This is a genomic window from Myxococcus vastator (assembly GCF_010894475.1).
In the GTDB taxonomy this organism is placed as follows: Bacteria; Myxococcota; Myxococcia; order Myxococcales; family Myxococcaceae; genus Myxococcus; species Myxococcus vastator.
The window spans coordinates 1-25502 of sequence record NZ_JAAIYB010000061.1 but is presented as its reverse complement, the minus strand read 5'-3'; the positions used below and the strand labels follow the sequence as shown (position 1 = coordinate 25502).

Annotated in this window: 21 protein-coding genes and 3 pseudogenes; 13 read left to right on the top strand and 11 right to left on the bottom strand. The window is 69.8% G+C overall.

The annotated features are described in order from the left end of the window. Positions 1-321, bottom strand: a pseudogene (locus G4D87_RS09040) (protein kinase domain-containing protein); the annotation flags it as partial. Between the two features lie 209 nt (positions 322-530). Between G4D87_RS09040 and G4D87_RS39275 the strand changes: the two are divergent. Continuing rightward, positions 531-641 (top strand): annotated as a pseudogene (locus G4D87_RS39275) (hypothetical protein); the annotation flags it as partial. 726 nt (positions 642-1367) lie between these two features. Here G4D87_RS39275 and G4D87_RS39270 read toward each other — a convergent pair. From G4D87_RS39270 to G4D87_RS09025, 3 genes are all read right to left on the bottom strand, one after another. After that, entirely contained in the window at positions 1368-1691 is a 324-nt protein-coding gene (locus G4D87_RS39270; protein ID WP_240358122.1) for a pilus assembly protein N-terminal domain-containing protein, read from the bottom strand. Positions 1692-1788: 97 nt separating this feature from the next. Further along, entirely contained in the window at positions 1789-2703 is a 915-nt protein-coding gene (locus G4D87_RS09030) for a sigma-70 family RNA polymerase sigma factor (protein ID WP_240358121.1), read from the bottom strand. Between the two features lie 793 nt (positions 2704-3496). After that, positions 3497-3829: a hypothetical protein gene (locus G4D87_RS09025; RefSeq protein WP_163780942.1), complete on the bottom strand. Its 333-nt coding sequence runs from the start codon at positions 3827-3829 to the stop codon at positions 3497-3499. A gap of 277 nt (positions 3830-4106) precedes the next feature. On the opposite strand from G4D87_RS09025, the gene G4D87_RS09020 reads away from it, so the two are divergent. From G4D87_RS09020 to G4D87_RS09005, 4 genes are all read left to right on the top strand, one after another. Further along, a complete protein-coding gene (locus G4D87_RS09020) occupies positions 4107-5459 on the top strand; it encodes an RtcB family protein (RefSeq protein WP_163780940.1) in 1353 nt (450 codons plus the stop codon). A gap of 142 nt (positions 5460-5601) precedes the next feature. Continuing rightward, positions 5602-6531 carry a TIGR02266 family protein gene (locus tag G4D87_RS09015; protein ID WP_205507488.1) on the top strand — a complete coding sequence of 310 codons (930 nt, stop codon included), beginning with the start codon at positions 5602-5604 and terminating at the stop codon, positions 6529-6531. Between the two features lie 183 nt (positions 6532-6714). Further along, the gene (locus tag G4D87_RS09010; RefSeq protein ID WP_163780936.1) at positions 6715-7218 is read left to right on the top strand and encodes a cupin domain-containing protein; all 504 of its coding nucleotides are present in this window, start codon (positions 6715-6717) and stop codon (positions 7216-7218) included. A 139-nt stretch (positions 7219-7357) separates the two neighbouring features. Beyond that, positions 7358-8257, top strand: coding sequence for an MBL fold metallo-hydrolase (locus G4D87_RS09005; protein ID WP_163780934.1), 900 nt, complete (start codon positions 7358-7360; stop codon positions 8255-8257). A 9-nt stretch (positions 8258-8266) separates the two neighbouring features. On the opposite strand, the gene G4D87_RS09000 is transcribed toward G4D87_RS09005, so the two are convergent. Further along, the gene (locus tag G4D87_RS09000; protein WP_163780932.1) at positions 8267-10543 is read right to left on the bottom strand and encodes a sensor histidine kinase; all 2277 of its coding nucleotides are present in this window, start codon (positions 10541-10543) and stop codon (positions 8267-8269) included. 233 nt (positions 10544-10776) lie between these two features. Between G4D87_RS09000 and G4D87_RS08995 the strand changes: the two genes are divergently transcribed. After that, the gene (locus tag G4D87_RS08995) at positions 10777-12990 is read left to right on the top strand and encodes a tryptophan synthase alpha chain (RefSeq protein WP_163780930.1); all 2214 of its coding nucleotides are present in this window, start codon (positions 10777-10779) and stop codon (positions 12988-12990) included. A gap of 84 nt (positions 12991-13074) precedes the next feature. Here the strand turns inward: G4D87_RS08995 and G4D87_RS08990 are convergent, their stop codons facing one another. After that, on the bottom strand, positions 13075-13572 hold the full coding sequence (locus G4D87_RS08990) for a hypothetical protein (RefSeq protein ID WP_176410164.1): 498 nt from the start codon (positions 13570-13572) through the stop codon (positions 13075-13077). Between the two features lie 183 nt (positions 13573-13755). On the opposite strand from G4D87_RS08990, the gene ppk1 reads away from it, so the two are divergent. Next, positions 13756-15918: a polyphosphate kinase 1 gene (gene ppk1 / locus G4D87_RS08985; protein ID WP_163780928.1), complete on the top strand. Its 2163-nt coding sequence runs from the start codon at positions 13756-13758 to the stop codon at positions 15916-15918. A gap of 40 nt (positions 15919-15958) precedes the next feature. Here ppk1 and G4D87_RS08980 read toward each other — a convergent pair whose 3' ends face one another. The 3 genes from G4D87_RS08980 to G4D87_RS08970 all read right to left on the bottom strand — a co-directional run bounded on the left by G4D87_RS08980 (position 15959) and on the right by G4D87_RS08970 (position 19641). Then, the gene (locus G4D87_RS08980) at positions 15959-17221 is read right to left on the bottom strand and encodes a hypothetical protein (RefSeq protein WP_163780926.1); all 1263 of its coding nucleotides are present in this window, start codon (positions 17219-17221) and stop codon (positions 15959-15961) included. An 86-nt stretch (positions 17222-17307) separates the two neighbouring features. Next, positions 17308-18423, bottom strand: coding sequence for a hypothetical protein (locus G4D87_RS08975; RefSeq protein WP_163780923.1), 1116 nt, complete (start codon positions 18421-18423; stop codon positions 17308-17310). A gap of 96 nt (positions 18424-18519) precedes the next feature. Continuing rightward, positions 18520-19641 carry an App1 family protein phosphatidate phosphatase gene (locus tag G4D87_RS08970; protein ID WP_163780921.1) on the bottom strand — a complete coding sequence of 374 codons (1122 nt, stop codon included), beginning with the start codon at positions 19639-19641 and terminating at the stop codon, positions 18520-18522. Positions 19642-19797: 156 nt separating this feature from the next. On the opposite strand from G4D87_RS08970, the gene G4D87_RS08965 reads away from it, so the two are divergent. Together G4D87_RS08965 and G4D87_RS08960 are read left to right on the top strand one after the other, a co-directional pair. Then, positions 19798-20238, top strand: a complete 441-nt coding sequence (locus G4D87_RS08965; RefSeq protein ID WP_163780919.1) for a DUF6209 family protein — start codon at positions 19798-19800, stop codon at positions 20236-20238. Between the two features lie 91 nt (positions 20239-20329). Then, a complete protein-coding gene (locus G4D87_RS08960) occupies positions 20330-21373 on the top strand; it encodes a DUF2169 family type VI secretion system accessory protein (RefSeq protein WP_163780917.1) in 1044 nt (347 codons plus the stop codon). 6 nt (positions 21374-21379) lie between these two features. Here the strand turns inward: G4D87_RS08960 and G4D87_RS08955 are convergent, their stop codons facing one another. Continuing rightward, on the bottom strand, positions 21380-22165 hold the full coding sequence (locus tag G4D87_RS08955) for a hypothetical protein (protein WP_163780915.1): 786 nt from the start codon (positions 22163-22165) through the stop codon (positions 21380-21382). A 74-nt stretch (positions 22166-22239) separates the two neighbouring features. Here G4D87_RS08955 and G4D87_RS08950 point away from each other — a divergent pair, with 74 nt between their 5' ends. Genes G4D87_RS08950 through G4D87_RS08940 form a run of 3 tightly spaced genes read left to right on the top strand, consistent with a single transcriptional unit; the run spans position 22240 to position 24084 of the window. After that, positions 22240-23112, top strand: a complete 873-nt coding sequence (locus G4D87_RS08950; protein WP_240358120.1) for an MXAN_0050 family toxin nuclease — start codon at positions 22240-22242, stop codon at positions 23110-23112. A gap of 21 nt (positions 23113-23133) precedes the next feature. Beyond that, positions 23134-23718 (top strand): MXAN_0049 family immunity protein, encoded by a 585-nt coding sequence (locus G4D87_RS08945; RefSeq protein ID WP_163780910.1) that lies wholly within the window; start codon positions 23134-23136, stop codon positions 23716-23718. Between the two features lie 6 nt (positions 23719-23724). Then, entirely contained in the window at positions 23725-24084 is a 360-nt protein-coding gene (locus G4D87_RS08940; RefSeq protein WP_163780908.1) for a hypothetical protein, read from the top strand. Between the two features lie 63 nt (positions 24085-24147). Here G4D87_RS08940 and G4D87_RS08935 read toward each other — a convergent pair whose 3' ends face one another. Next, complete coding sequence (locus tag G4D87_RS08935) at positions 24148-25269, bottom strand: hypothetical protein (RefSeq protein WP_176410174.1); 1122 nt, start codon at positions 25267-25269, stop codon at positions 24148-24150. Positions 25270-25390: 121 nt separating this feature from the next. Between G4D87_RS08935 and G4D87_RS39265 the strand changes: the two are divergent. Continuing rightward, positions 25391-25502, top strand: a pseudogene (locus G4D87_RS39265) (DUF4150 domain-containing protein); the annotation flags it as partial.

Sequence of the window (25502 nt, the reverse complement as noted above, 5' to 3'; positions counted from 1 at the left end):
GCCCATGCCCAGCACGCCCTGCAGCAGATAGGCCCCCAGCTGCGTCCCGGGCGACAGGACCGGCTCCTCCCGCGCGTCCGGCAACGTCGCCGCGCCCGTGTCCCACCGCGTGGGCGCCTCCGCCGCACGCTCAGTGGCGACTGCGCCTGGCGAGGAGGCACTGGCCGCCACCGCCGCCACCAACGCCCGGCAGTCCGCGCAACCACCGAGGTGCGCTTCCACCACCGCCACCTTCCCCACGGGAGCCGAGCCACTGGCGAAGGCCGCGAGCAGGTTCTCGTCCGGACATGCGGACATCGGAGGACGGTGCATCGAGCTCATGGCGCGCCTCGAATCATCGCAGCCCGGGTCCGCGCCGAACAGCCCACCCGCGGGGACGACGCCGCCGCCCGGGTGGCCCCACCCTCGGAGGCGGCGCCGCTGGCGCCCGACCCGACCTCCCACCTCGTGTCAGACCCCCCCTGTAGACAGGTCATCGTGGAAGGAACGTTCCTTCCACGCGACGGCCGCGAAGGCAGGGGGACGGGTGAATGTACACGTTGGCGGAGATGCGCGCTTTCAGGCTGCGTGACGCGGCGGAGCTGCTGGCGCAGCGGGGTTTCGACAACGTCCGGGCCGCGGAACTGGCCCGGGCCACGCGGCTCTCGGTGGGCTCGCTGTATCGTCACTACGGCAGCAAGCAGGGCATCGCGAGGGCGATACGGACCCTCACCGAGCGCGAGCTGTCCTACACCGGCTTCGTCGCCTACCAGATGGCGGATGGCGACCCGCTGCGGCAGGGCTTTCACGACGTCTTCATCGCCTTCTGGCGCGAGTTCGCGACCTGGGCGCTGTTGCAGCCCCACCTCGTGGGATTCACCTTCCTTCACAACCACCCGGACACGGACACCCCGGGAGAGCATGACGGACGGACGCGCGCGCAGGTGCTGGAGGTCCTCGAACATGGCGAGCGCGAGAAGGTGTTTCCCACGGGCCGCACCTGGCTTCATGAGTGCATGGTGTGGGGCGTGCTGTCGGAGCTCGTGCGCCGGGCGGGACGGGGAGAGGTGGTGAGTGAAGAAGACGTCGAGGCTGCCGCGGAGGTCCTCTGGAAGGCGCTCTCTGTAGAGGCGTCCTCCAAACCTCGAAGTGGTGGCAATCCGCCTCCGGGAGGCGAACACCCGCATCCAGTGCTCACGGCGGACACGTCAGCCGAGCCAAGCGTGGAGATGACCTCCGCCGCATCCGCTGAGCCAGCTCCAGTCATGATGAGCCCCCATGAGCAAATGGGGCCCAAACGCGTGCCTGGCTCGGCCCTCATCGCGGCGCGGAGGTGCGTGGATTCCATTCATGGCACATCGCGGCACCATGGCCGCCGATGCCCTGGTTCAATCAATGACGACGATGCGATAGCCGCTGCGCTTGTGCTCGGGCCCTACCCACACGAGCAGCGCTGTCTCACCGGCCTGCGTACCGGTGATTCGCAGCACGCCTTTGCCGAGCGCATCGATGCCTGCAATCTCCGGGTCGTCAATCGCGACGCGGGTCATGCCCGGGATTCGAAGCTCGTGATGGCTGCCCTTCTTCACGACCACCGTCTCCTCGGTGGTGGACGAGGTCCCGGAAGCCGGGGCTGGCTTCGACTCCTCCGCCAGTGCAGGAGCTCCCACCAACGCCAGCGCAACCAGGGCAATGCCAATTCGGTGATGCATGGTGTGTGTCCTCCAACAGGGGGTTGTTACACCTTCCCTGGGATGACACCGGCCATGCCGGAGCGTTGCACGCGGCCACGAAAAAAGTCGCGGCCCCTCAGGGAGCCCCGGGCGTGCTCAGCAGGGACGGCAGGCTCAAGTCCAGCTCTCCCTGGACCACCCGCATCAGGCTGTGCAGTTCGCCGGCGGTGAGCCGGAGCCGCTCCGCCAGCCGCTGACGTGTGCCCTCCAGCGCCGCCTCCCGGGCGCGGACCACCCACCGCGACACGGTGGACTTGTGCGTCTGGTACATGGTGCCGATTCGCTCCAGGCTCAGCCCCTCCACCACGTGCAAGCGCAGCACGGTGCGCTCCCGCGTGGGCAAGGCATTCAGTGCCTCGGAGAGCGCCGCCTGGAAATGCTCGCGGTGGTTCTTGCGCAGGTAGTCCAGCTCGACGTCCGCCATGCCAGCCTTGGTTGGCATCGTGAGCGCCTCCGCTTCCTCCTCGGCGTGGGCCCTCCGGCGCTCCGAGCGCTGGAGGTTGAGGGCGGTGCGCACCGCCGCCGCCCGCAGCCAGGCCGCGAGCGGACCACTGCCCTGGTACTCCGCCATGCGCGCGGGCCGGTCACCTTCTGGGACGAGCAGCCGCTCGCGCAGGTGTTGGAGCACTTCGGCGGGGTCCACGCCCGTGTCCCGCATCCGAACCAGGGACGCCGCCGCCTTGGGAAGAAGGTGACGCTCCAGCGCGGCATGCGCCGCTGCGCTCCCCCGCACACAGGCGCACGCCAGATAGAGGTCCGCGGCATGCACGGTGGCCAGCACTCGCGCGGGGTCCTCGTCCCGTGGCAGGCACGAAGCGAGGTGGCGCAGGAAGTCCTCCTCCGCCAGCGTCACGCCCGGCCAGGCCAGCCGTGCCGCTGCGTAGCGCGCGGCCAGCGTGTCCTCCAGCCCGGCCAGGGCCTCGTAGCCCTCATGTGCCCCAGGGCCGAGTTGCTGGAGGAAGATGAGCGAGCGGCTCTGCTGCGTTCGCATGCGCACCTCGGCACCGCGCGTGCCTGGAGCGGCACGGCTCACCCGCCTTGTTACCCCGCTCCCTCCCCCCATTTCCACCCGGCGTTCACGACAGCTCGGCGAGCAACTGCGCCAGGAAATCGCCGAAGGCCTTCACCTTGGGCGGCGTGGGGCGCGCGGGCGGCCACGCCAGCCACAAAGCCCCCGCTCCACCAGCGACTGGCGGGACGTGGCCGAGCGCCTGTCACCGCACTTCACCCACTACGTCCTGGAGCGGCGCGGACGAGGCCACAGCGCGGACAGCGCAGGCTACGCCCTGGAAGCGGGAAGTGGAGGACGTGCTCGCGCTGATGCGGACCGCCGGAGGACCGGACGCGTCGCTGTTCGGCCATTCCTACGGCGCCGTGCTGGCCCTGGAGGCGGCACGCCAGACCGCGCCCGCGAAGCTGCTGCTCTACGAGCCACCTTCCCCATCACCCAGCCCGTCTCCGCCCGGCGCTGGCGGAGTTCGAGCGGGCCCTCGCACACGAAGGACCGGACGCGGCGCTCGTCGCGTTCAACCGGAAGGTGCTCCTCACGCCCGAACACGAGCTGGAGGCCTACCGCCAGGTGCACACGCCCACACTCGTCCTGTTGGGAGCGCGCAGCCCGGAGGTGCTCCTGGCCCAGCCCTGCCGTGCGCTCGCGCGGACGCTGACCCACGTACGCCTAGGCCTCCTGCCCGGACAGGGCCATGTCGCCCACGTCACCGCGCCGGAATTGCTGGCGCGCGAGGTCTCCGCGTTCCTCCGCGAATCGCCCGCGCGCCTGGGTCCTACATGGACACGGACTTGCTCGGGTCGAGCTGCTTCTTCTCCGGCTCGCGCGTCCGAGCCTGCGTGTCGGCCTTCTTCGAGGCGTCCTGGCGCTTGCGCGGGGCCTCGACCTCCGCCTTCACCGGCGCCTCGCAGTGGTCACCCTTCCGGTTCGGGTGGCAGTGCCGGATGCCATACACATGGTGACACCCACAAGGGTCCACCCGCTTCTTCGCGCACGCGGAGGGATTGAACACCGGGGCTGCTACCGCCACCGGCTTCTGCGCCTGCTCCTTCTCCACGGGTCCCGCCTGCAACGCCACCGCCAGGAAAATCCCACCAAGGAAACCCATCGCCCACCCCCTACCTGGATGCTGCGGAATGGATGGGAATGGAATCCGGACGTGACAAGTCCCAAGGCGATCGGAACCTCGCCGTCCGCTCGCGGGCTGACTTTCGCCCGGCCGGGCACGTCCCGACCGCGGCCGCCCGCGGCTCCGAATTCGCTCGCCTTCCCGCCTGTGCCCCCAGCATCCTCTGCTCCTGTTTTCGGGTTTCGGCTCCTGGCGTCAGCTTCCCTGGACGCTCCCGTCGCTGCCGCGTGTTCATCCCAGCTGGGGGATTCGAGTCATGAGTTGGAAGCAGCGGCTGGAGAAGGTCTCAGAGGGCCATTACGTCCTGGCGAAGACCAAGAGCATGAAGGTCGATGCGGACCTGTTCCTGTCCGACAAGTTGCTGTGGGGGGAGGGCCCCGAGCAACCTGGACTGGAGGACTCCGTCTTTGACCAGGTGGTGAATGCGGCATCCTTCCCCGGGGTCACCCGCGTGGCCGTCACGCCCGACTGTCACCTGGGCTACGGCGTGCCCATTGGCACGGTGGTGGAGACGGACGGCATCCTCCTGCCCACCGCCGCCGGCTACGACATTGGCTGCGGCATGGTTCAGTTGCAGACGACGCTCACCGCCGAGGACGTCGCCGACGCCACGAAGCGCCGACGCTGGATTGAAGAGGTGACCCGGCGCATCGCCGTGGGCGTGGGCGCCAGCCGCGTGCAGAAGCAGCGCAGGGTGACGGACCGCACCTTCGCGGACGTGGTGCGCCACGGCGCCAAGGCCCTGGGCCAGGGCTCGTCCGTCACCGAGCGCGACTACATCCCCGTCGAGGACGACCGGGTGGACATCCCCGAGCGCGCCTTCGGCAAGCGTGAGCAGTTGGGCAGCCTGGGCGGCGGCAACCACTTCACCGAGATGCAGGTGGACCAGGACGGCCGCGTGTGGGTGATGCTGCACACCGGCAGCCGCGGCTTCGGGTGGAACATCGCCAAGCACTTCTTCGTGGAGGGCACCGCGCAGCTGGGCCTCAAGCGCCGCAGCGAGGACCATGTCTGGCTGGACGCGGAGAGCCCGCTGGGCCGCGACTACTGGAACCTCCACAACATGGCGGCCAACTTCGCGGTGGCCAACCGGCTCATCATCGGTGAAGCGGTGTGCGCCGCGCTGGAGGACGTCTTCGGCGGCACGGCCAGCGTGTATTACGAAATCTCCCACAACCTCATCCAGAAGGAGGCGGGGAAGTTCGTCGCCCGAAAGGGCGCCACGCGCGCGTTCCCCGGAGGACACCCCGCGCTGAAGGGCACGCCCTGGGAGAAGACGGGCCACCCCATCCTCATCCCGGGTTCCATGGAGACGGGCAGCGCCATCCTCTTCGCTGAGCCGGGCGCGCAGAAGTCCATCTATTCGGTGAACCACGGCTCCGGCCGCCGCCTGTCGCGCGGCGAGGCGAGACGCGTGCTGAAGCAGGACGCCACCGACAAGCGCCTGGCCGAGGCGGGCATCCTCCTCAACACCCGCCAGACGCCGCTGGACGAGTCCGGCCCCTGCTACAAGAACCTGGACGACGTCCTGGAGACGGTGGAGATGGCGGGGCTCGCCCGGGTGGCGCACCGCCTCAAGCCGGTGGCCTGCATCAAGGGCGCGGACTGAGGCGGCCCGGGCGGCGCCTGGCCGCCTGTCTGCTGGCGGGCACCCAGGCACGGCCAGCCCCGGGTCATTTCCGGCTCGGCGCGTAGGGCTCGTGGGGTCGTCCAGGGGACGCTACAGTGGGTGGCCCTGGAGTCTTTCGCCCATGAGCTCGCCGTCCCCTGCTGCCCGCATGCCCCCGGCTGCTTCCCGTGAAGCGGAGCTGGCTCACGCCGAGAGCGAGCTGTTGACGCTGGAGGCCCGGCTCCATGAACAACTCGCCCAGGCCACGGCGGAGGCGTCCGCGCTGGCCACCCGGCTGGAGCAGGCGCGGCAGGCGCTGACGCGGGCCCACCAGGCCCCCGGCGCCGACCCCATGCTGGGGGAGCAGTCCTCCCGGCTTCAGCTGGCCGCGGCGCCCGCGCTGGACGTGGAGGCGCCGCGCACCCGGGCGCTGGAGGCCCGGCAGGTGGCGCTCCAGGCCCGGCGGCAGGCGGGTTTGGAGATGCAGTCGCTGCTGCGGGCCCACCAGGAGCAAGCGGCGCAGGTGGCCCGCGCGGTGGCCGAGGCGGAAGCGGTGCTCAAGCGTCAGGCCGAGGCGGCCAAGGCCCGCCAGGAAGCCGCGTCGCGGGCACAGCACGAAGCAGCCAAGGCCCGGCAGGCCGAGCTGGCTCGGGCGGCCGCCGCGGCGAGGGCCCAGGGGCACGCGCCCCTTCCAGCCGCCGCGTCACGGCCCGCCGCGGCGCCGGAGAACGACGCGCGGCGCAACGGACGGGTGCGGATGCACACCTCCATCGACATGCGCAGCGACTCCAACTTCTTCACGGGTTTCTCACTGGACATCAGCGAGGGCGGCGTCTTCATCGCCACGGTGGACGCGGTGCCGCGCGGCACGCAGGTGGAGCTGGACTTCACGCTGCCGGGCGGACGGCCCATGAAGGTGACGGGCGTGGTGCGCTGGGTGCGCGAGGCCAACTCCCGCATGCCGGAGCTGATGCCGGGCGTGGGTGTGCAATTCACCGGGCTGCCACCGGAGGTGGCCAGCGCCATCTCCTCGTTCGTCACCACGCGCGACCCGATGTTCTTCCCGGACTGAGCCTGAGACAGCTGCCTTCACGACACGCGGGCGCGATGTTTCACCCCATCCGTCGGGTAGCCGACCTCGCGGCACTCCCGCGCGCTGACAGGCGGGATTATCCTCCGCAGAAGACAGACACTCCGACGTCGAATTCATGGCGCAAGCCAATGCAGCGGCGCCGCGGAAGGAGATGACACCCGCATGAGCGCGCCTCATCGCAGCCCCACGGTCCTCGCCGGACGTCGTCCGCGCTGGGACTCCCGCCGCCGCGACGGCACTGCCCGTGCCCTGGAGGACACTGGCACCCCGCCCGCACGTGCCGCCCTGGATGGGCCAGCGCCCGAGGTGGACAAGGTCAACCTCGCGCAGAAGCTGGCCCTCTTCTCCGAGCACTGGTCTCCGAAGGTGGTGGGCGAGCTCAACGGCCAACACGTCCGGCTGGCCCGGCTCCACGGCCCCTTCGTCTGGCACCAGCACGACGCCGAGGACGAGCTGTTCCTGGTGCTCCACGGCCAGCTGCGCATGGAGCTGCGTGAGCGCACGGTGGACGTGGGCCCAGGTGAGTTCATCATCATTCCCCGCGGCGTCGAGCACCGGCCCGTGGCGGAGGAGGAGGTCCACGTCCTGCTCTTCGAGCCCGCTACCACGCTCAACACGGGCAACGTCCGCGAGGAGCGGACGGCCGAGCACCTGCAGCAGCTCTGAGGCGGACGTCCAGGCACCCCGCCGGGCGGGCGAGCCTCCTGCCACACCGCGCCCGCGGATTCCTCCGTGGCGCCGCGCGGCGCACCTTTAGCTCCGGACCCGGGCCGCCCGAGCGGCCCCTTGCCGAGGAGCGGAAGCGATGCGCATCCACCACCTGAACTGCACCACCATGTGCCCACCGGGCGGACGGCTGGTGGACGGACGAAAGGGCTTCACGGGGCCCGCGGCGCTGACGTGTCACTGCCTCCTGGTGGAAGGCCGGCGGGGGCTCATCCTGGTGGACACCGGCTTCGGCCTGGAGGACGTGAGGCACCGGCGTCCCCGGCTGTCGCCCCTGTTCCTCGACCTGCTGACGCGGCCCCAGCTCAACGAGGGCTCCACGGCCATCCGGCAGCTTGAGCGCATGGGCTTCCAGGCCAGGGACGTGCGCGACATCGTCCTCACGCACCTGGACTTCGACCATGCTGGAGGCCTGGACGACTTCCCGCACGCCCGGGTCCACCTGCTGTCGGACGAGTACCAGGGCGCCGTGGCCCAGGCGACGCCGCTGGACCGGCGCCGCTACCGGCCGTTGCAGTGGATGCACGAGACGCAGTGGGTGACGTACCCCTCCGGTGGAGACGGTGAGCGCTGGTTCGGCTTCGAGTGCGTGCGGGATTTGACGGGCCTGCCGCCGGAAATCCTGCTGGTGCCGCTGCCGGGCCACACCCTGGGCCACGCGGGCGTGGCCATCCAGAATGGCGCCGGCTGGCTGCTGCACGCCGGAGACGCGTACTTCTACCACGGGGAGATGGCCCCGGACCGGTACCGGTGCACGCCGGGGCTGCGCGCCTACCAGAAGCTGATGCAGAAGGACGGCTACCTGCGCTGGCACAACATGCGCCGGCTGCGCGAGCTGGTGCGGCGGCACGGACGGGACGTCACGGTGTTCTGCGCGCATGACTCGCTGGAGTTCGAGCTGCTGGAAGAGCAGGAGAAGGCGCCGGAGCTGTCGTCCCTGCGGGCCTTCGTGGACACCCAGCCGCCGCTGCACGCGTGACGCGCGGGCTCACGAATGAAGGGGCGCATCGGGTGGCTCGCGCAGCTCCGCGCCCAGCAGCATCAGCGGCAGCTCCACGATGAAGGCGGCGCCCTCGCTGGGGGCGCTCTCCACGCGGATGGTGCCGCCGTGCGCCTCCACCAACTGCCGGACGATGTAGAGCCCCAACCCGAAGCCCGCGTGCTGGCCACCGGAGGGCTCTCTTTCGAAGCGCTCGAAGATGCGCCGCTGCGCCTCCGGGGCAATGCCCACGCCCTGGTCCCTCACCACCAGCCGCGCCCGCGCCAGGCCCGCGTGCTCCACCCGGACCTCCACCGGCCGTCCCCTGCCGAACTTCAGCGCGTTGGACAAGAGGTTCGTCACCACCCGGTCCAACCGCAGCCGGTCCCACCGGCCCACCAGCCCCAGCTCCGCGCCGAACTCCAGCTTGCAGCCCGCCTCCACCGCCTGCTCGGCGAAGCGCTCCACCACCTCGTGCACCAGCTCCGACAGGTCCACCGGCGCCACGTCCAGCATCCGCTTCCCCGACGACAGCCGCGACAAGTCCAGCAGGTTGTGCAGCAGCTGCCCCAGCCGCTGCGTCTGCTTCAGCGCCGCCGCCAGCCCGTCGCGCGCCTTCTGCCCCCCCGCGAGCTCCGTCCGCTGAAGCTTCCGCAGCAGCAACTGCAGCGTGTTCAGCGGATTGCCCAGGTCGTGCGCCGCCACGCCGATGAGCTCCACCGCGTCCTGCGCCTCGCTCCAGAGCCGGGCGTTGTCCAGCGCGAGCGCGGCGCGGCCCACCACCTCCTCCACCAGGACCTGGTCCGTCATCGTCAGCCTGCGCTCCGGCGCGGACGTCAGCAGCACGAACACCCCGCGCGTCTGCTGCCCCACCCGCAGCGGCACGCCGAGGTAGGAGCGCACGCCCACCTTCTCCATCAGCGACACGTGCTCGGGGCCCTCCAGCCCCTCTGACAGCGCCTCCGGAGACACGTCGCTCGTGAGCTCGGAGCGCCCCGTGCGCAGCACCTGCCAGATGCCCCCCTGTGACTCGCGCGACGGGGGAAAGCGCCGCGCCGCGTCCCACAGCCAGGCCTCCTTCTCCGGCACCGCGTGCGCCACCGCGCGAGGCCAGAGGTCACCACCGGCCGTCATCAGGTAGAGCACACAGGCATCCGCCACCTCCGGCACCATGAGGCGCGTCAGCTCGGCCACCGTCTGGTGGGGGTCCTGGAACTGGTGGAAGAGGCCCCCTGCCTCCGCCAGCAGTTGCTGCGTGCGCTCGGCCTGGCGCCGCTCGGTGATGTCGCGCGTCACCTTGGCGAAGCCGCGCGGCTGCCCGCGCGCGTCCTGGAGCACGGTGATGTTGGTGTCCGCCAGGTAGCGCGAGCCGTCCTTGCGCACCCGCCAGCCCTCCGTGTGCAGCCGCCCGTCCCTCCGGGCCCGCGCCAGGTCCTTCTCCGGAATCCCCGCCGCCACCGCCTCCGGCGGGTAGAAGACGCTGGAGGGCTGGCCCAGGATTTCCGCCTCGCGGTAGCCCATGATGCGCTCCGCGCCCGGGTTCCAGCTCTCCACCCGGCCCCGCGCGTCCAACAAGAACAAGGCGTAGTCGCGCACCCCCTCCACGAGGAGCTGGAAGCGCTCGGCGCTGGCCTCGGCCTCCTGTTGGATGGGGCGCAGCTTGCGCGTCAGCGTCCACGCCAGCATCGTCGCGCCCGCGAGTCCCAGGCTCCCCGCGAGCAGGGACAGCCCGAGCGCGCTGCGGTCCGTGGCCAGGCTCTCATGGATGCCCTGGGACAGCCGGGCCTCCGTCTGCTGATGGAGCACCCGGAGGCTGTCCATGGCGCGGCGGCGCGTGTCCGCCACGTGGCCGTCGAAAATCTGCTCCAGTCGCTTGCGGGGCACGCCATCCTCGCGCTCCAGGATGAGCGCCTGCATGGCCTCCTCGTGCTCCAGCTCCGCGTGAGAGACGGCCTCCAGCTGCGTGGCCAGGGGCTCCTGGGTGAGCCGGCGCTTCAGGGCTTCGTAGGTGGCGAGGAAGCGCTCGCGCGCGACGGACATGTCCTGGGCGAAGAAGACGTCTCCCGTCAAGGCGAAGCCCCGGCCGCTGACGACCTTGTCGTTGAAGGTCCGCTCCAGTTGCTTGATGTCCAGCACGTCCCGGGACAGCTCCAGGATGCGCGCCTTGTGGTTGGCCCGCACGGAGAGCAACGCCACCACGGACGTTCCCGCCAGCACGAGCGCCACCACCAACGAGATGATGAAGCCGGCGCCCGCGCGCTGCGCGAACGTCCACGGACGTGCCACCTCCCCTCCTCCTCAGACCCTTGCCCTCGGGCAGGGTGAGCCGCTCCGCACCCTGAATCCAGGGGCTCGCCGGGTGACGGGAACGTCGGAAACCGGGCGCTCGGGGGGACGGCGCCCGTGTCCGCGCGCCGCGGTGTGTGCACCGTCCAACCCCGCCTCACACCCTGGCTGGGCATGCGCGAAGCCCGGCCCCACGTTGGGCGCGGGTGGTGGCCAGGGCGGGACGGGAGCGCATGCGCGGAGCGGAGCGACGGGGAGCGTGGTTCTGGGCGTGTGGACTGGTGTTGTGGGTGGCGTGCAGCCAGACGCAGCCGGATGAGGACGCGGACAGCCGCCGGGGGGTGTCCGCCTGCGAGCCCATGACGTGCGCCTCCCAGGGCATGGACTGCGGCATCGCCATTGACGGCTGTGGCGGCACGCTCGACTGCGGCGCCTGTGGCCCCGGTGAGGTGTGCGGAGGCGGTGGCCGGCACAACGTGTGCGGCCCGGCGCCCTGCGAGCCCACCCCCTGTGAGGCCCTGGGGCTCAACTGCGGACCGGTGTCGGATGGCTGTGAGGACGTGCTCGACTGCGGCACCTGCGAGGCCCCCGAGTCCTGCGGCGGCGGGGGCACCCCCAACGTGTGCGGCGAGCCCACCTGCACGCCGGACACCTGCGAGTCGCTGGCCCGCGACTGCGGCGCCGTGCCGGACGGCTGTGGCGGCATCCTGGACTGTGGCGGCTGCGCGGACGGCCTGACGTGCGGCGGCGGCGGCGCGCCCAACGTGTGTGGCCGCGGCCTCTGCAAGCGGGCCACCTGCGACGCGCTGGGGAAGGACTGCGGGCAGGTGTCCGACGGCTGCGGCGGCATGCTCGACTGCGGCGGCTGCACGGGCGGCCTGACGTGTGGCGGCGGCGGCGTACCCAATGTCTGTGGCCACCCACCGTGCACCCCGGGGACGTGTGAGACGCTGGGGAAGAACTGCGGGCCGGTGGCGGACGGGTGCGGCGGCATGCTCGACTGCGGCGGCTGCGCGGACGGCCTGACATGCGGGGGCGGCGGCGCGCCCAACGTGTGCGGCGGCGGCGTGTGCACCCCGCTCACCTGCGAATCCCAGGGAAAGAATTGCGGCGCCGTGCCGGATGGCTGCGGCGGGCTGCTGGACTGCGGCGTCTGCCCGGCGGGTGAGGCGTGCGGCGGGGGCGGCGTGGACCACGTCTGTGGCCGTCCCCTCTGCACACCGGCCACCTGCGAATCGCTGGGCAAGGACTGCGGCACCGTGCCGAATGGGTGCGGCGGCGCGCTCCAGTGTGGGACGTGCGCGAATGGCGAGACGTGCGGGGGCGGAGGCACGCCCAACGTGTGCGCGGCGCCTTCCTGCCGCCCGTACACCTGCGGCCTGCTGGGCAAGGACTGCGGCGCCGTGCCGGATGGGTGCGGCGGCGTGCTGGAGTGCGGCACCTGCACGGCGCCGGAGTCCTGCGGCGCAACGGGGGTCCCCAACGTCTGCGCGGCGAGCGCGTCCGTATGCGTGGACCGGAACCTGGGCAGCGAGTTGCCGGTGATGGTGAAGGGCTCCACCGCGCACGCGGGGGATGACCATCCGTCCTCCTGCGGCGGGAGCGACGCGCCGGACCGGGGCTTCCTGTGGACGGCGCCCAGGAGCGCGCTCTTCACCTTCGACACGGCGAGGTCGGCCATCCGCTCGCTCATCTCCGTGCGCAGCGGCGGCTGCGGGGGCGCGGAGCTGGCGTGCGCGAAGGACGGCATCAGCTACGGCGGCGGCGCGCGAGTCTCGGTGCCGCTGGTGCAGGGGCAGACGGTGCTGGTGGTGGTGGACGCGGCGAGTCCAGACCGATTCAGCGCGGGGTACTTCGAGCTGCACATCGACGAGCTGCGGGCCAGCGAGGCGGGCGCCTGCTTCGACGGCATGGACAATGACGGGGACCGCTGGGTGGACTGCGCGGACACGGACTGTCACGACGCGCCGGGCTGCGGCGGCCGTGGCTGCGCGCACCATGATTTGGGCAGCGCGCTGCCGGTGACGTTCCACGGCGAGACGGCGGGCTCCGGTGATGGCTTTCAGGGCACGTGCGGCGCGCTGCTCCAGCAGGACCGGGCGCACCTGTGGACGGCGCCCAAGGCGGGCACCTACGTCTTCGACACGGCCCCGAGCGAGTGGGGCAACGCGCTCTACGTGCTCACCGGTTGCCGGGGCACGGAGCTGGGCTGCGCCTCCAACCCGGACGGGGGCCCCCAAGGCTCGCCCGCCGTGAAGGTGACGCTGGCACAGGGGCAGACGGTGCTGGTGGTGGTGGACGGCATGGCCAACCCCGACCAGGACACGCCCATCCGCTACACGCTGCACGTCAGCGAGTACACCGAGACGGAAGCAGGCCGGTGCGCGGATGGCGCGGACAACGACGCGGATGGCGCCGCCGACTCGGCGGACTCCGACTGCCGGTAGCGGGGAGACGGTCCGGGTGGCGTGGGGCTCGCGTCAGCGGCGCGCCCGCCGGTTCGCCTTCACGCCCCGGCACGAACGGCCGCCTCAGCCGCCCTGAGCAGGCACGGGTACCGCGGCCTCGGGCTCCTCGCCCGGCGCGGCGAACGTCCCCGAGACGGGGTCCACGTTCCAGGCGGAGTACTGGTGCGTCCGCACGTCCCGCAGCTTCCCGTCCTCGTAGCAGACCGAATAGATGAGGAACTGCGGATTGACGAAGTTGGGCTGCCCGTAGCGGTAGCACTCCGCCCCATTGGCCTCCCGCTCCAGGGTGATGGGCCGCCCGAGCACGGCGCGCACCTGCTCCGTGGTCATCCCACCCCGCATGGACTTGAAGCCACTGGGCGTGACGATGCGGAACGTCCGCTCCTCGCCCTTGGCGATGACCCAGAGACCCACGACCAGCACCACCGGCACCAGGGCCGCCAGCAGGGCGCTCGCCCACCGTCCCCGGGGGACCTTTCCTTCCTTCTGGAAGGCCGTGAAGAGGCCGCTGGCCGCGTCCACCTGAGGGTTCGTCTCCGTCGCGCTCACGTCGCCTGACATGCAGTCCTCATATCGCGGATGCAACAAAGTCCACGCCACTCGCCCTTTCCCCCTGCCCGCCCACCTGGGAAGGCCTACATCGCCTGACGGCTCCCTTTCCCAGGTAACACGCGAGTTTACAATGAGCAGGGGGGTCGGCCTGCTACATCCCGTCCAAGGGAGTCAACGAGGAGTCAAGTCACCATGCCGAAACGCGGCGGCGGCGGTCGCAGCGCCCCCCAGAAGCCCGCCAACCGGGACGTGCTCCCGGCCGGCGCGGAGTCGAAGGACACCGAGCTCTTCTTCAACCGGGAGCTGTCCTGGATGGCCTTCAATGACCGCGTCCTCCAACTGGCCGAGTCCGCGGAGATTCCGCTGCTGGAGCGGCTGAAGTTCATCTCCATCTACGCGCGCAACCTGGACGAGTTCTTCATGATTCGCGTCGCCCGTCTGCACGAGCAGATTCGCGACGGCGTGGCGCGCCTGGTTCCCGACGGAGCCTCCCCCAGCGACACCCTGGACAAGCTGCACGACGGCATCCTCAGGCAGACGCGGCGCCACGGCGACGCCTTCGAGAAGGTGCTCCGCCCCGCCCTGGCCGAGAAGGGCCTGCGCATCCTCTCCGCCAGGGAGCTGGACGCCGAGCAGCGCGCCCAGGTGGACCAGCGCTTCAAGGAGCAGATTTTCCCCGTCCTCACCCCGCTGGCCATCGGCCTGGGGCGGCACTTCCCCTACATCTCCAACCTGTCGCTCAGCCTGGCGGTGCTGCTGAGGGACCCGGACGCGGGCGAGGAGAGCGTGGCCCGGGTGAAGGTCCCCAAGGAGCTGCTGCCGCGCTTCTTGCCCCTCAAGGGCAACGTCTTCGTGCCCCTGGAGGAAGTCATCGCCCAGCACCTGGGGGACTTGTTCCCCGGAATGGAGGTGCTGAGCTGGGGCACCTTCCGCGTCACCCGCGACGCGGACTTCACCGTGTCCGAGGACGCGGAGGATTTGCTCAAGGCCGTGGAGACGGAGCTGCGCGAGCGCCGCTTCGGCGACGTCGTCCGCATGGAAGTCCAGGCCGGCATGAGCCCCAAGCTGCTCGAGCCGCTGGTGGAGGCCCTGGGCCTGGAGGCACGTCAAATCTACGAGGAGCACGGCCTGGTGGGCCTCAACGACTTGCAGTCCATCGCCTTCGCCCCGGGCTTCCCGGAGCTGAAGGACCCGTCGTGGGTCCCCGTCACCCAGGCCCGCCTGCGCACGGACACGGACGCGCCGGACGGCGGCACGGTGATGTCGTCCATGCGCCGGGGAGACTTGCTGGTCCACCACCCCTACGAGTCCTTCGCCACCTCCGTGGAGCGCTTCGTCACCGAGGCCGTGGCCGACCCGGACGTGCTGGCCATCAAGCAGACGGTGTACCGCACGTCGGACAGCTCGCCCTTGGTGCCCGCGCTGATTACCGCCACCGAGCGCGGCAAGCAGGCGGTGTGCATGGTGGAGCTGAAGGCCCGCTTCGACGAGCGCGCCAACATCCGCTGGGCCAACGCGCTGGAAGAGGCGGGCGTGCACGTCGTCTATGGGATTCCGTCCCTGAAGACGCACGCGAAGGCCATCCTCATCGTCCGGCGCGAGGGCGACAAGGTGCGGCACTACGTCCACATCGGCACGGGCAACTACAACCCGAAGACGGCGCGCCTCTACACGGACATGGGCCTGTTCACCACGGACCCGGACATTGGCGCGGACGTGGCGGACGTCTTCAACTACCTCACGGGCTTCGGCCGGCCGAAGAGCTTCCGCAAGCTGCTGGTGGCCCCGCTCACCATGCGCCAGGGGCTGCTGGAGGAAATCAAGCGCACCGTCGCCGCGCACACCGCCGAGCGCCCCGCGCGCATCCAGATGAAGATGAACGCGCTGGTGGACCCCGGCATCATCCACGCCCTCTACGAGGCGTCCCGCGCGGGCGTGAAGGTGGAGCTGAACGTGCGCGGCATCTGCTGCCTGCGCCCAGGCGTTCCCGGCGTGTCGGAGAACATCCGCGTGGTGTCCGTGCTGGGCCGCTTCCTGGAGCACTCGCGCATCTACATCTTCGAGCGCGGCCAGGAGCTGCGCTGCTTCATCGGCTCGGCGGACCTGATGCCGCGCAACCTGGACCACCGCGTGGAAATCCTCGCGCCGGTGGAGGACGCCCCCCTGGCCGCCCAGGTGAAGGACTCGCTGGAGCGCTGCATGGCCGACACCACCTCCGCCTGGGAGCTGACGGCGGACGGCAGCTGGCGCCGCCGGCAGCCGCGCGCCGGGGAAGAGAAGCGCTGGGCCCAGGGCGAGATGATGGAGCGCTCCCAGCGCATGGCCCAGGTCCAGGGAGGCCGTCCGCTGTCCTGAACAGCGGCGGCGCTCCAGCGAAGCACCCCAGCCCCCGCGCTCAGATTTCGTGCTGGACGAAGTGGAACGCCGCCACGCGGTACGACTGCGGGAAGAGCACCACGTAGACGTGGTGGTAGTCATTGGCACCCGGGGCCATCGGGATGCTGGTGTAGTAGTGAGCCACCCGCGGCGTCTCCGTGCCGTTGCCCAGCGCGGCGGGCAGCGCCGACACCAGCTCGGGGAACCAGTAGTCGTTGCTCGCGACGAGCTCCGCGTAGGTCAGGTCCGGCAACCGCTCGAACTGGTAGTACTGCACGTCCTGGCCCAGCAGCGTGTACAGCGCCAGGTCCGCCACCGGGTCCAGGCTCCACGGCACGGTCGCCACGCCTGGCACGGAGTACGTCTCGAGGACGCCGTCGCACCAGTTCTCCCCGGTGTTGCACCGCGTGTTGCCCACCGTCAGCGCCGCCTGCAAGCCGCTGCTCAGCGGCAGCTCGCCCAGCTCCAGCGGGCCCACGCCGTAGTAGGCCCGGTAGAAGTCCTGGCACACCGGCCACATCCGCGCCATGAAGGTCGACAGGCCGTCCGCGCACCAGGGCTTCGGGGCGGACGGTGCACAGCCCTCCACGTAGGCGTGGTAGGCGTCCGTCGCGTCGGTGCAGGCGGCGAAGGCCTCCGCCGCCGTGTAGGGCCGGCCCAGCACCGGGTCCACCTCCTCCACCAGCGCCTGCACGCAGACCTCGATGCGCGTGGCCACGTCCAAATCACACGCGGCATACACCGCCGGGTCCACGCACTGGCCGTTGAGGCAGTTCAGTTGGAGCCGGAAGCGCTTGCCCACGCCCGTCCCGGTGGACACCACGGCCAGGTACTCACCGCCCTGGGGCAGGGACAGCGACGCGAGCTTGCTCAGCTGCCCGTAGCCCGCGTCGTCGTCCTGGGCCACCACCGTGGTGCCGTAGCTGCCGCTGGCGTCCTTCGGGCCGTACACGAACAGGCCCGTGTCCAGGTACATGCTGCTGCCCAGGTGCGTCACCTCGAGCTTCACCTGCGCGCCGGCGGCCACTGAGAAGGCGAAGGAGAGGTACTGCGGCTGCGTGGTGAACTGCGTCTGCACCGAGCCGCCCAGCGCCAGCGGCCCCATGAAGGCCGTGGCGTCCACGATGTTGCCGCTCGGCGGCGCCGGAGGGGGATACAGCACCCCCTGCTCGCGCGCCCCCAGCTCCGCGCCACCCTCGTCCGTCAGCTCCGTGGGATTGCACGCGCCCAGCAGCAGCGCGGAGAGCACCCAGCCCATCGACTTCGTCAGCGTGCCACGCATGAGTCACTTCCTTCCGAAGCGGGCGTGTGAGGCCCGGTTGACGAGCGCCTTGCCACGGACTCCGAGTGCGACTCAAGTCACAATTCCTACTCTTCGATGGGTGCCTCGTTCCATTGCTGGTGATTGAGCGAGGGGTCCCGGTTCGGGTCGTAGTTGGGATTGTTCGACGGGACGTATTGCCCGTTGCCGTTCATCCAGTACTGGTTGGCGCCCGAGCGCACCTGGTGGCGCTGACCGTCGGCGGGGGCGCGGACCGTCTCCTCGTCCTTGATGTAGTTGAGGAAGCGGTGGTGGTTGCGGTCCGACGCGGCGTTGCCCTGCGCGTAATTGGAGGCGATGGCCTGGTTGATGGCGTCGTTCTTCTCGTGGAAGGCCTTCTGCTGGGCCTCGAACGCGGCCTTGTTGGTCTGCATGCGCTGGTTGTGGGCGGCCCAGCTGTCGCGCTCCCGCGCCATCTCCGCCTGGTTGTAGGCCCGGACGTATTCGGGGTTGTAGCGGGTGTTGGCCAGGGCGTTGAGGAGGATGTCCTTGCTCTCCTCGTACCGCTCCTTCGGCGCCTCGAGCGCATGGCAGTAGTAGTTCCACGACACCATGTTCCCGAGGTTCGTCGCGCTCAGGTGGACGACAATCAGGTAGGGGGCTCCGTGTTTGTCCTCCCACTCCGTCACCCGCGCGAGAAAGCGCTGCTGCATGGGCCCCACCTTGTAGAGCAGGTCCGAGAAGCCCTTGTTGGACGCCGCGATTTTCGGCGCGTCGTATTGCTTCACCAGCTTGCTGCCGTCCTTCTTCGCGGTCGGCACCAGGTCCTGCTGGATGACGTCCTGGATGGAGGTGAAGGCCCGCATCTTCCCGCCCGAGCGGCGGACCGCCTCCCGCATCATCGCGTCATTGGAGGACATGAACGTCCGCATCGGGAACATGTAGACATTCACGTTGCCCGGCCCGCTCATGGCGGCCTTGCCGTTATTGAGAATCCAGTTGTCCGGCAGCGGCATCGTCGCCATCTCCAGGAACTTGTCGTCGAGCAGCTTGTGCTGGACGAGCTTCCCGTTGGGCTCGGCGCGCGCCAGGGCATTGGGCGGCGCCAGCGCCGGCTGGCCAGGCGCCTGCCCCGGACTCTTCCCCTGGGACTTCTCCCGGTTCTCGCTACAGGCCAGGAGCGTCAGGCATAACACCGTGGGAACAATCGCGTTCTGTCGCATGGGCGGGGTGGTCTCTTCTGGGAGTCAGACACCTGGAGTGTGTCTGTTTTCTCCCAGCGTACCATGCCCTCCGGTTCCGCTCGGAACCCGGGGGTCTCAGCGCTCGGCGTCCTCGCGGCGGTGGGCCTCCACCTCGCGGACCTCGCGCCACTGAATCCACCCCTCGCGCGCGGCGTGACGAGCGGCCTCGGTGGTGTCATCCACCGCGAGCATCTGGCTGCCCGCGGCGCGGATGTCCTCGGCGATGAGCGCCAGCTCCTCGGCCCGGCGCTGATGCCCGGGCACCTTGCGGATGTAGACGCAGTGGATGCGCCCGGGGAACTCGCAGACGATGGTGCGGTAGTGCTCCGCGTCCTCCTGGCCGCTGTCGCCAATGAGGATGAAGGGCAGGTGCGACAGCGTGCCGAGCACCGCGCGAATCTTCTCCAGCTTGTGCCCATGGCCACCGCCGGGCGCGAAGCCCTGACTGGACAGGCCCCAGTCGCGCAGCAGCAGCGGACCGGTGGGGATTTTGTGCAGGGAGAGGAACTCGTCCAGGTGCTCGTAGAGGTTCCACGGGCTGCTGGACACGTAGAAGATGGGGTTGTCCGCGCTCGTGCCCCGGCCATGCTGGAGCGCGGCGTAGAAGGCGTCCACGCCCGGGAAGGGCAGCCGAACGCGGTGCTCGGTGAGGAAGAGCGTCCAGGCCCGCTTCAGCACGTCGGTGACGCCGGTGACGATGACGGTGTCGTCGATGTCGCTGATGACACCGAACTCCGCGCCGGGCCCGGCCATCCGCACCGGCGCGGCCACGCGGGACACGCCCTCCGCGTCCGGCGACAGCAGCTCCAGCTCCACCATGTGCCAGCCCGAGCGCACCCCGTCCGGCGGAGGCACCCACAGCTCCAGGAAGCCCTCCTCGTCGGTGGTGCCCTCCCAGCGCTTGTCGCCCCACCGCACCGCGACGTGCGCGCCCGGGACTTCGCGCGTCATGTAGCGCTTGTAGGAGGCCACCGCGCTGCCCACCAGGGTGTAGCGCTCCTGCGGCGGGCGCACGTGCCGGTCCTCCAGCACGCGGGCCTTGATGACGGCGCGTTCGGGGGTGCCATAACCCCGGTAGGGGAGGATGCGCAGCGGCGGCGCGATTCCCAGCTTCTGGCGAAGCTTGCGGCTCAGCGCGTCATAGTGGGCGTCCACGCGGACGGCGAGTCGATAGAAGCGAGGAAGAAAGTCGGCCATGGCGCGGGGCGTAGCGGTGTGTGGAGCCTGACTCTAGAGGAGTCCAGCGATTGAGCGGCACAAACCGGTGAGGGTCCACTGGCGGACCGTCGCAGCCCATGCCTGCCGCGGTGTGCGTATCCGCCATGCAGTCCCCTCTCATCCTGGAGCCTTGCCTTGCCGCGTCAATCCTCTCGCTGGTGCCTCGCCGCCGCTGCCGTCGTGTTGCTCGCCGGGACGGCCGCTTTCTCACAGTCCTCCTCCAGCATCACCTTCCAGTCGCCCGCACAGGGCTGGAACGTGCTCGCCTCTTCCAATCCGCTGCCCTTCGGCTCCACCGCGGCCATCCACTTCAACACGGACCGGCTGACGCAGTGCCGCGGCAACATCAACGGCACCACGCCCGGGTGGACCCTCACGGGCTACTACCAGTTCAACAATGGCCCGGTTCAGAGCTTCTGGGTGGCGGGCTTCTCGTCCACGCCCAACCCGCCCGCGCCGTCCATTCCGCTCCACACGCTGGGCACGCTGGCCGTCTGGTTCGAGAACACCAGCCGCTGGGGCTGCCAGGCCTGGGATTCGAACTTCGGCAACAACTACCTCTTCACCGTGCAGTGACGGCGAGCCCATGGGCGCGGGTTGCGTCGCCGCGCCCACGGGGCCCCGGCTGCCTTTGTCCCGGATGCGTGAGGACTGGTAGACGTGTTCCATGGGGCACCCCTCCACCGAGAACCTCACGCCCTTCACCTTCGAGCCCCTGTTCCTCACCGACGAGGCGCTGCGGCCCCTGTTCGTGCCCGTGCTGAAGGCCACGTTCGACCTGCGGCCTCGAGGCGCGCCGGTGCTGTCCTCGGAGCAGGCGCCGCTGTTGACCGCGGGCGAGCGCTGGGAAGGCGGGGACGCGGCCAGCCTCCGGCTGGAGCCCGAGGGCGCCTTCTTCAAACCCGCCACGGACGTGGTGCTGGTGGGACATGCCCATACGCCCGCGCCGGGGACTCGCGAGCTGGTGGCGGAGCTGCATGTCGGGCCGGTGCACAAGCAGGTCCGCGTGGTGGGGGACCGCGCGTGGTTCAAGAGCATGGGCGGCATCGGGATGACGCAGCCCTTGCCCTTCGAGCGCATCCCGCTGCGCTATGAGCGCGCCTTCGGCGGGAAGGACGGCGGCACCTTCGAGCCGCGCAACCCGCTGGGCACGGGCTTCCGTGAGAAGGGCAGCCGCTTCGAGGAGGGCCTGCGACTGCCGAACCTGGAGTCTCCCACCGAGCCGCTGAGGTCCTGGGGCCAGCGTCCACCGCCCATGGGCTTCGGGTTCATTGAACCGCACTGGCAGCCCCGCGCCGCCTACGCGGGCACCTATGATGACGCGTGGAAGAAGTCGCGCGCCCCGCTGCTGCCCAAGGACTTCGACCGGCGCTTCCTCAACGGCGCGCCGTGGGGCCAGCTCGTCCCGGGCTACCTGCGAGGGGGAGAACCCGTGCTGCTGAAGCACGTCGCGCCGGGCGCGCCGCTGACGTTCAGGTTGCCCGCGCTGCCGGCGCCGGAGGTCCTCGCGCCCAGGGCCCGGGGCCTGGATGACGTGGAGGGGGCGCTGCGGCTGGACACGGTGGTCCTGGACACGGACGCGATGAAGCTGTTCCTCGTGTGGCGTGGCACCTTCGCGCTGCGGCGCGAGCCCACGGAGTTGCGCGCCATCCAGGTGACGTGTGAAGGCACGGAGAAGCTGGAGACGGGGCAGCCGGTCGGGACGGACTGACGGGGGCTATCTCGCCGGCGCCGTGTCGATGGCCCAGTCGCCCGTGTACGTCGCCGTCATCGGGACGCGGGCCAGCGGCGGGCAGTAGCGGAAGCCGGTGTCCTCGGGAGCGATGCCGGCGCGGTCGGCGAGGCGCAGGAGCGCCAGCCCTTCGAGCCAGAGGAAGCGGTGCGGCGCGAAGGACGTCACGGGCGTGGCCAGCGAGTGGGCGCGCTTCTCCGTGACGAGGCCATAGTCCAGGCAGGCCGCGGCGAAGGACTCGGCGAAGGCGGCGGCGTCCCTGGCCACCAGGGCCCGAGCCAGGGCCACGCGGCTGGCGGAGGGCTCCTGGCCGGCCTTCTCCAGCGAGACGAGGACGTGCTCCAGCGGGGCGAACGGCGTGCGGGCGAGGTGCTGGAGCGCGGAGGCCCAGAGGAACTCGTCCTCGTACTCCGCGCCCTGCTGCCACTGGGTGGCGGAGCCCTCGGCCACGGCCTCCGCGAGGGAGAAGTGGCCCGCGGCGAGCGCGCCCAGCAGGGGCGTGTTGCGCCGCGCGGGCGGAGGTGGAAGGCCCCGGTCGGCGAGGAGGCGCTGCACCCGGCGGCCGTTCTCCGCCATCCGGCAGAGGTTGAGGAAGAAGCCCTGCGGGTTGCCGTCCACCAGCAGCGTGGCCACGGCGATGAGGTGCAGGTCGAGCGTAATGGCGTCCAAGCGCGCGAGGACACTGGAGCGGTCCGCGCCAGGGTCGAACCGGCGGAGCCGCTCCCCCAGGGAGTCAGCGGCGTCTGCACGGAGGGAGCTGAGACGGGCCATGAGGGAAGGTACGGGAGAGCGTAGCCTGGAACCCGTCGTTCAGGCACCCTACGACGTAGGAGGTGGGTACGCGCGTGAGCAACCTCAATGCGAGCGAGATGAACACGGAGCTGGCGCAGCGGCTCCTGTCCATCTTCGAGCGGAGCCGGGACCGGAAGTACGCGGCGGCCAAGGCGGCGAAGAAGAAGAGGCCGAAGCCCGCGGACAGCGCCGCGGACGACGCCGACCACGTGGATGACAGCGCGGCGCCCCGGGGGGTGCTCGGCAAGGACAGCGATTACGCGCAGAACGGCTCTGACTACATCGCGTCCCTGGACGGTCGCGACGTGTACCGCGTCTTCGACCACGCCTACCTGGATGAAATCCGGGACCTCGTGAAGCAGACCGCCGAGTTCCCCGGAGGACCACCGGAGAACTTCAACCCGAGGGCCAAGGACAAGGACAAGAAGCCCGCGCTCCAGAAGTACCCCTACGCGTGGGAGGCCCACCACATCCTGCCGGGCTCGGCGTTCTACTACGAGCTGAAGGACGGGCCTGCCTTCACCTACCGACAGCTCCGCCTCATCCTTCAGTCCGACTACAACCTGAACCACGGCCACAACATCATCATGCTGCCGGACCAGGCGTGGGCCGTGCCCGTCCATGCGCTCCTGCAGCACCCGGGCGACCATCCCATCTACACGCAGCAGGTGATTCGGGACATGAAAACCATCGCTCAAAAACTTCAGAAAGCGATCGACTCTCAAAAAGATCACAAGGCATTAGTCGAGGATATTTTCATCCATCTGCACAAGTTGGAGAACAAATACTGGAAGCTCCTCGTCGCACTAAGCCGTGCAGTTGTGGCCTCGGTCACCGCAGGGAAGGAGTACAAGCACCCCTTTGTACGCTACGCCCCAAAGGACAAAAAGGCCAAGAGTCGTTACGAGTGGGGCTCTCTTTACTAAACCAGTCATTCGAGACTCTTCGTGAAATATTTCATTTTCAAAGTCATGGCTGAAGAAGCGGGCTACATCGAGGAACTTCCGATTGGAAGCCCTGCTGATTGGAAGCTCCACGAAGGCATTGGCCTCGCCAGAGAATTTCCTATGGGTGGTGAAGTTTCGTTTTCAAATAATTATCCCGACGACCGAAATCTCTACGATTTCCAGCCCAACATGATGAGCAACCTGCTCGTCTCGGGGCGTGCACGCAAGCTCATCGAGTCGCTCAGTGTCTCGAATGCCGAGTGGCTTCCGGTCGCCATCAAGGACCACAAGGGCAACGTCGTCGGCCCCGATTACGCCTTCCTCAATCTCCTCGGCGCAGAAGATGCCATTGACATGGAGCGCTCGGACTACGAGATGGACTCGCTTGAAAAGGACCAAATCGGTGTCATTGACAGGCTGGCCCTCAACACCAGCGCTATTAGCCCCGACGCAAAGATGTTCCGCTGCACCAAGGAACGCCGTCTCATCCTCATCCGTGACGACGTCCACGCTGCCTTCGAGCAAGCGGGCCTGACCGGCTTCAAGGTCTACGAAGCCGAAGGCTGGGACGGCCTGGAGCTCTGACCCATCATGTTTGAAGCCAATTGCCTGGCAGAGCAGCCCGCCGACATCGTCGCTCGGGTCCTGGAGGAACAGTCGCCGTGCTTCGTCACCGCACGCGAGGGCGTCCGGGGAGTGCTGGTCCCCCTGGATGAGGTCTACACGGAGGTGATGGAGGCGCATCCGCGCGTCATCAATGCCCTGATGAAGGACCTGATCCGCCCGGGCAAGGACATGGCCATGTACTGCATCCAGGTCAGCCTGTCCGATGAACAGGACGCCATCCGCTTCCTGGACGAGGAAGGGGAGCCGGTGCTCGCCCTGGTCGGCGCCATGCGCTTCCTTCGCTGGCTCGAAGAGGAAGACGGCGAGGCCGAAGAGGAATCGTGAAGCACAGCCACTGGAGTGTGCTCCGGCGACCCATTGAAGTACGACGCCATCCCTCCGCGGGCTTCAAGGTCTACGAAGCCGAGGGCTGGAACGGCCTGACGCTGTGAGGTGGACCACGGCGCGCTCCCCTGATTCAGCGGAGGAGAGCACCAACACCGAAGGCGTAGGCGCGTAACCCCGCGCCAGCGCCCGGAAGACCATCGCCGTGGCCACCGCTCCCGAGGCCACCCCCGTGTGCCCGAAGCTCCTGGCCGGCATCCACACCGCGCCTCGCTCGAAGCGGGCGTCCGCCTCCCTCAGCCGGACCTGCAGCATCCCCCACTCGAAGGCGCGCGTGTATTGCCCGTCGTGGTCTGACACCAGCAGCGGCGCGGACGCGTCCTGCCCCAAGGGCCCCAACGCCGCGAGCACCTGCCGCGCCAACTCCTGCCCATCCGGTGGCTGCTCCCCGTCCAGCGGCGCCGCGTCGCGCCCCTGCGCCACTCGCACCACGGCCATGGAGGGCTCCGCGGGCTCCTCGCGCGTGAGCAGCAAGGCCACCGCCGCCTCACCCGCCATCAACCCCGTGGGCCGGCCCGGCGTCTTCAGGCGCTGCTGCTGGTGCAGCGACGTCAGCGTCTCCGGGGAGATGAAGCTGTCCACCGCGCAGAAGAGCGCCCGCTCCACCTTCGAGGCCCGCAGGTCCTCGCCCGCCGCCGCCAGCGCCTGGGCGAAGGCCACGTTCCCCGTGGAAAACACCCGCACCGGCCCCTTCCACGTGGGCCATCCCAGCGCCTGCCACGTCCCCTTCACCACCCGGTCCACCAGCCGCGCGACGCGCTCGCGGGCGTCGTCCGGGTCCTCCTCGAAGGGGTCCTTCCCCGTCGTGAAGCCCCGGGCCTCCGGATCGGGCAACGCCAGGTAGAGCCCCACGCCGGGCCCCAGTTCCGCGACGTCCACCCGCGTCCCCAGGTCCACCAGCGCCTCCGCCAGCAGCGCCACCAGCCGCCCCACGCCCGAAAAGCCCAGCGTGGCTTCTCCCGCCGCATGCACGGTGACGGAGCTCGGCTCCTCGTCGCCCTTCAAGAAGACCTCGAAGTCCGGCGCCGCCGAGGGCCAGGACATCCCCGCACGGAACGCCGCCGCGGCGGGCACCAGCGGCCCCAGCGACGACGCCATTCCCACCGCCTGGACCCACCCCGACATGCGCGCCAAGACCTCCTGCACCGACGGGCCAGTCTTCCACGGCGCCATGTGACGGGCCACCACCCTGGCTCGTCCCACGACGCCAGGAGCGCTACATTGCCGAGACGAGGAGCCACCCATCATGAGCGCGACCGTCGGCGTCAACAAGCTGTCCGTCGTCCACAAGGACACCGGAGGAACCAGCATTGCCTTCCCGGACGTCTGCAAGACGCCTAGCCCCGCGGGTCCCGTGC

Coding starts and splice junctions, on each gene's coding strand:
- G4D87_RS08935 (WP_176410174.1), bottom strand. CDS start 25,269: ATGTCGGGGTGGGTCCAGGCGGTGGGAATGGCGTCGTCGCTGGGGCCG.
- G4D87_RS08975 (WP_163780923.1), bottom strand. CDS start 18,423: ATGCGACAGAACGCGATTGTTCCCACGGTGTTATGCCTGACGCTCCTG.
- G4D87_RS09030 (WP_240358121.1), bottom strand. CDS start 2,703: ATGCGAACGCAGCAGAGCCGCTCGCTCATCTTCCTCCAGCAACTCGGC.
- G4D87_RS08995 (WP_163780930.1), top strand. CDS start 10,777: ATGCGCGGAGCGGAGCGACGGGGAGCGTGGTTCTGGGCGTGTGGACTG.
- G4D87_RS08990 (WP_176410164.1), bottom strand. CDS start 13,572: ATGTCAGGCGACGTGAGCGCGACGGAGACGAACCCTCAGGTGGACGCG.
- G4D87_RS08980 (WP_163780926.1), bottom strand. CDS start 17,221: ATGCGTGGCACGCTGACGAAGTCGATGGGCTGGGTGCTCTCCGCGCTG.
- G4D87_RS09020 (WP_163780940.1), top strand. CDS start 4,107: ATGAGTTGGAAGCAGCGGCTGGAGAAGGTCTCAGAGGGCCATTACGTC.
- ppk1 (WP_163780928.1), top strand. CDS start 13,756: ATGCCGAAACGCGGCGGCGGCGGTCGCAGCGCCCCCCAGAAGCCCGCC.
- G4D87_RS08960 (WP_163780917.1), top strand. CDS start 20,330: ATGGGGCACCCCTCCACCGAGAACCTCACGCCCTTCACCTTCGAGCCC.
- G4D87_RS08940 (WP_163780908.1), top strand. CDS start 23,725: ATGTTTGAAGCCAATTGCCTGGCAGAGCAGCCCGCCGACATCGTCGCT.
- G4D87_RS08955 (WP_163780915.1), bottom strand. CDS start 22,165: ATGGCCCGTCTCAGCTCCCTCCGTGCAGACGCCGCTGACTCCCTGGGG.
- G4D87_RS39270 (WP_240358122.1), bottom strand. CDS start 1,691: ATGCATCACCGAATTGGCATTGCCCTGGTTGCGCTGGCGTTGGTGGGA.
- G4D87_RS09025 (WP_163780942.1), bottom strand. CDS start 3,829: ATGGGTTTCCTTGGTGGGATTTTCCTGGCGGTGGCGTTGCAGGCGGGA.
- G4D87_RS09015 (WP_205507488.1), top strand. CDS start 5,602: ATGAGCTCGCCGTCCCCTGCTGCCCGCATGCCCCCGGCTGCTTCCCGT.
- G4D87_RS09005 (WP_163780934.1), top strand. CDS start 7,358: ATGCGCATCCACCACCTGAACTGCACCACCATGTGCCCACCGGGCGGA.
- G4D87_RS09010 (WP_163780936.1), top strand. CDS start 6,715: ATGAGCGCGCCTCATCGCAGCCCCACGGTCCTCGCCGGACGTCGTCCG.
- G4D87_RS08970 (WP_163780921.1), bottom strand. CDS start 19,641: ATGGCCGACTTTCTTCCTCGCTTCTATCGACTCGCCGTCCGCGTGGAC.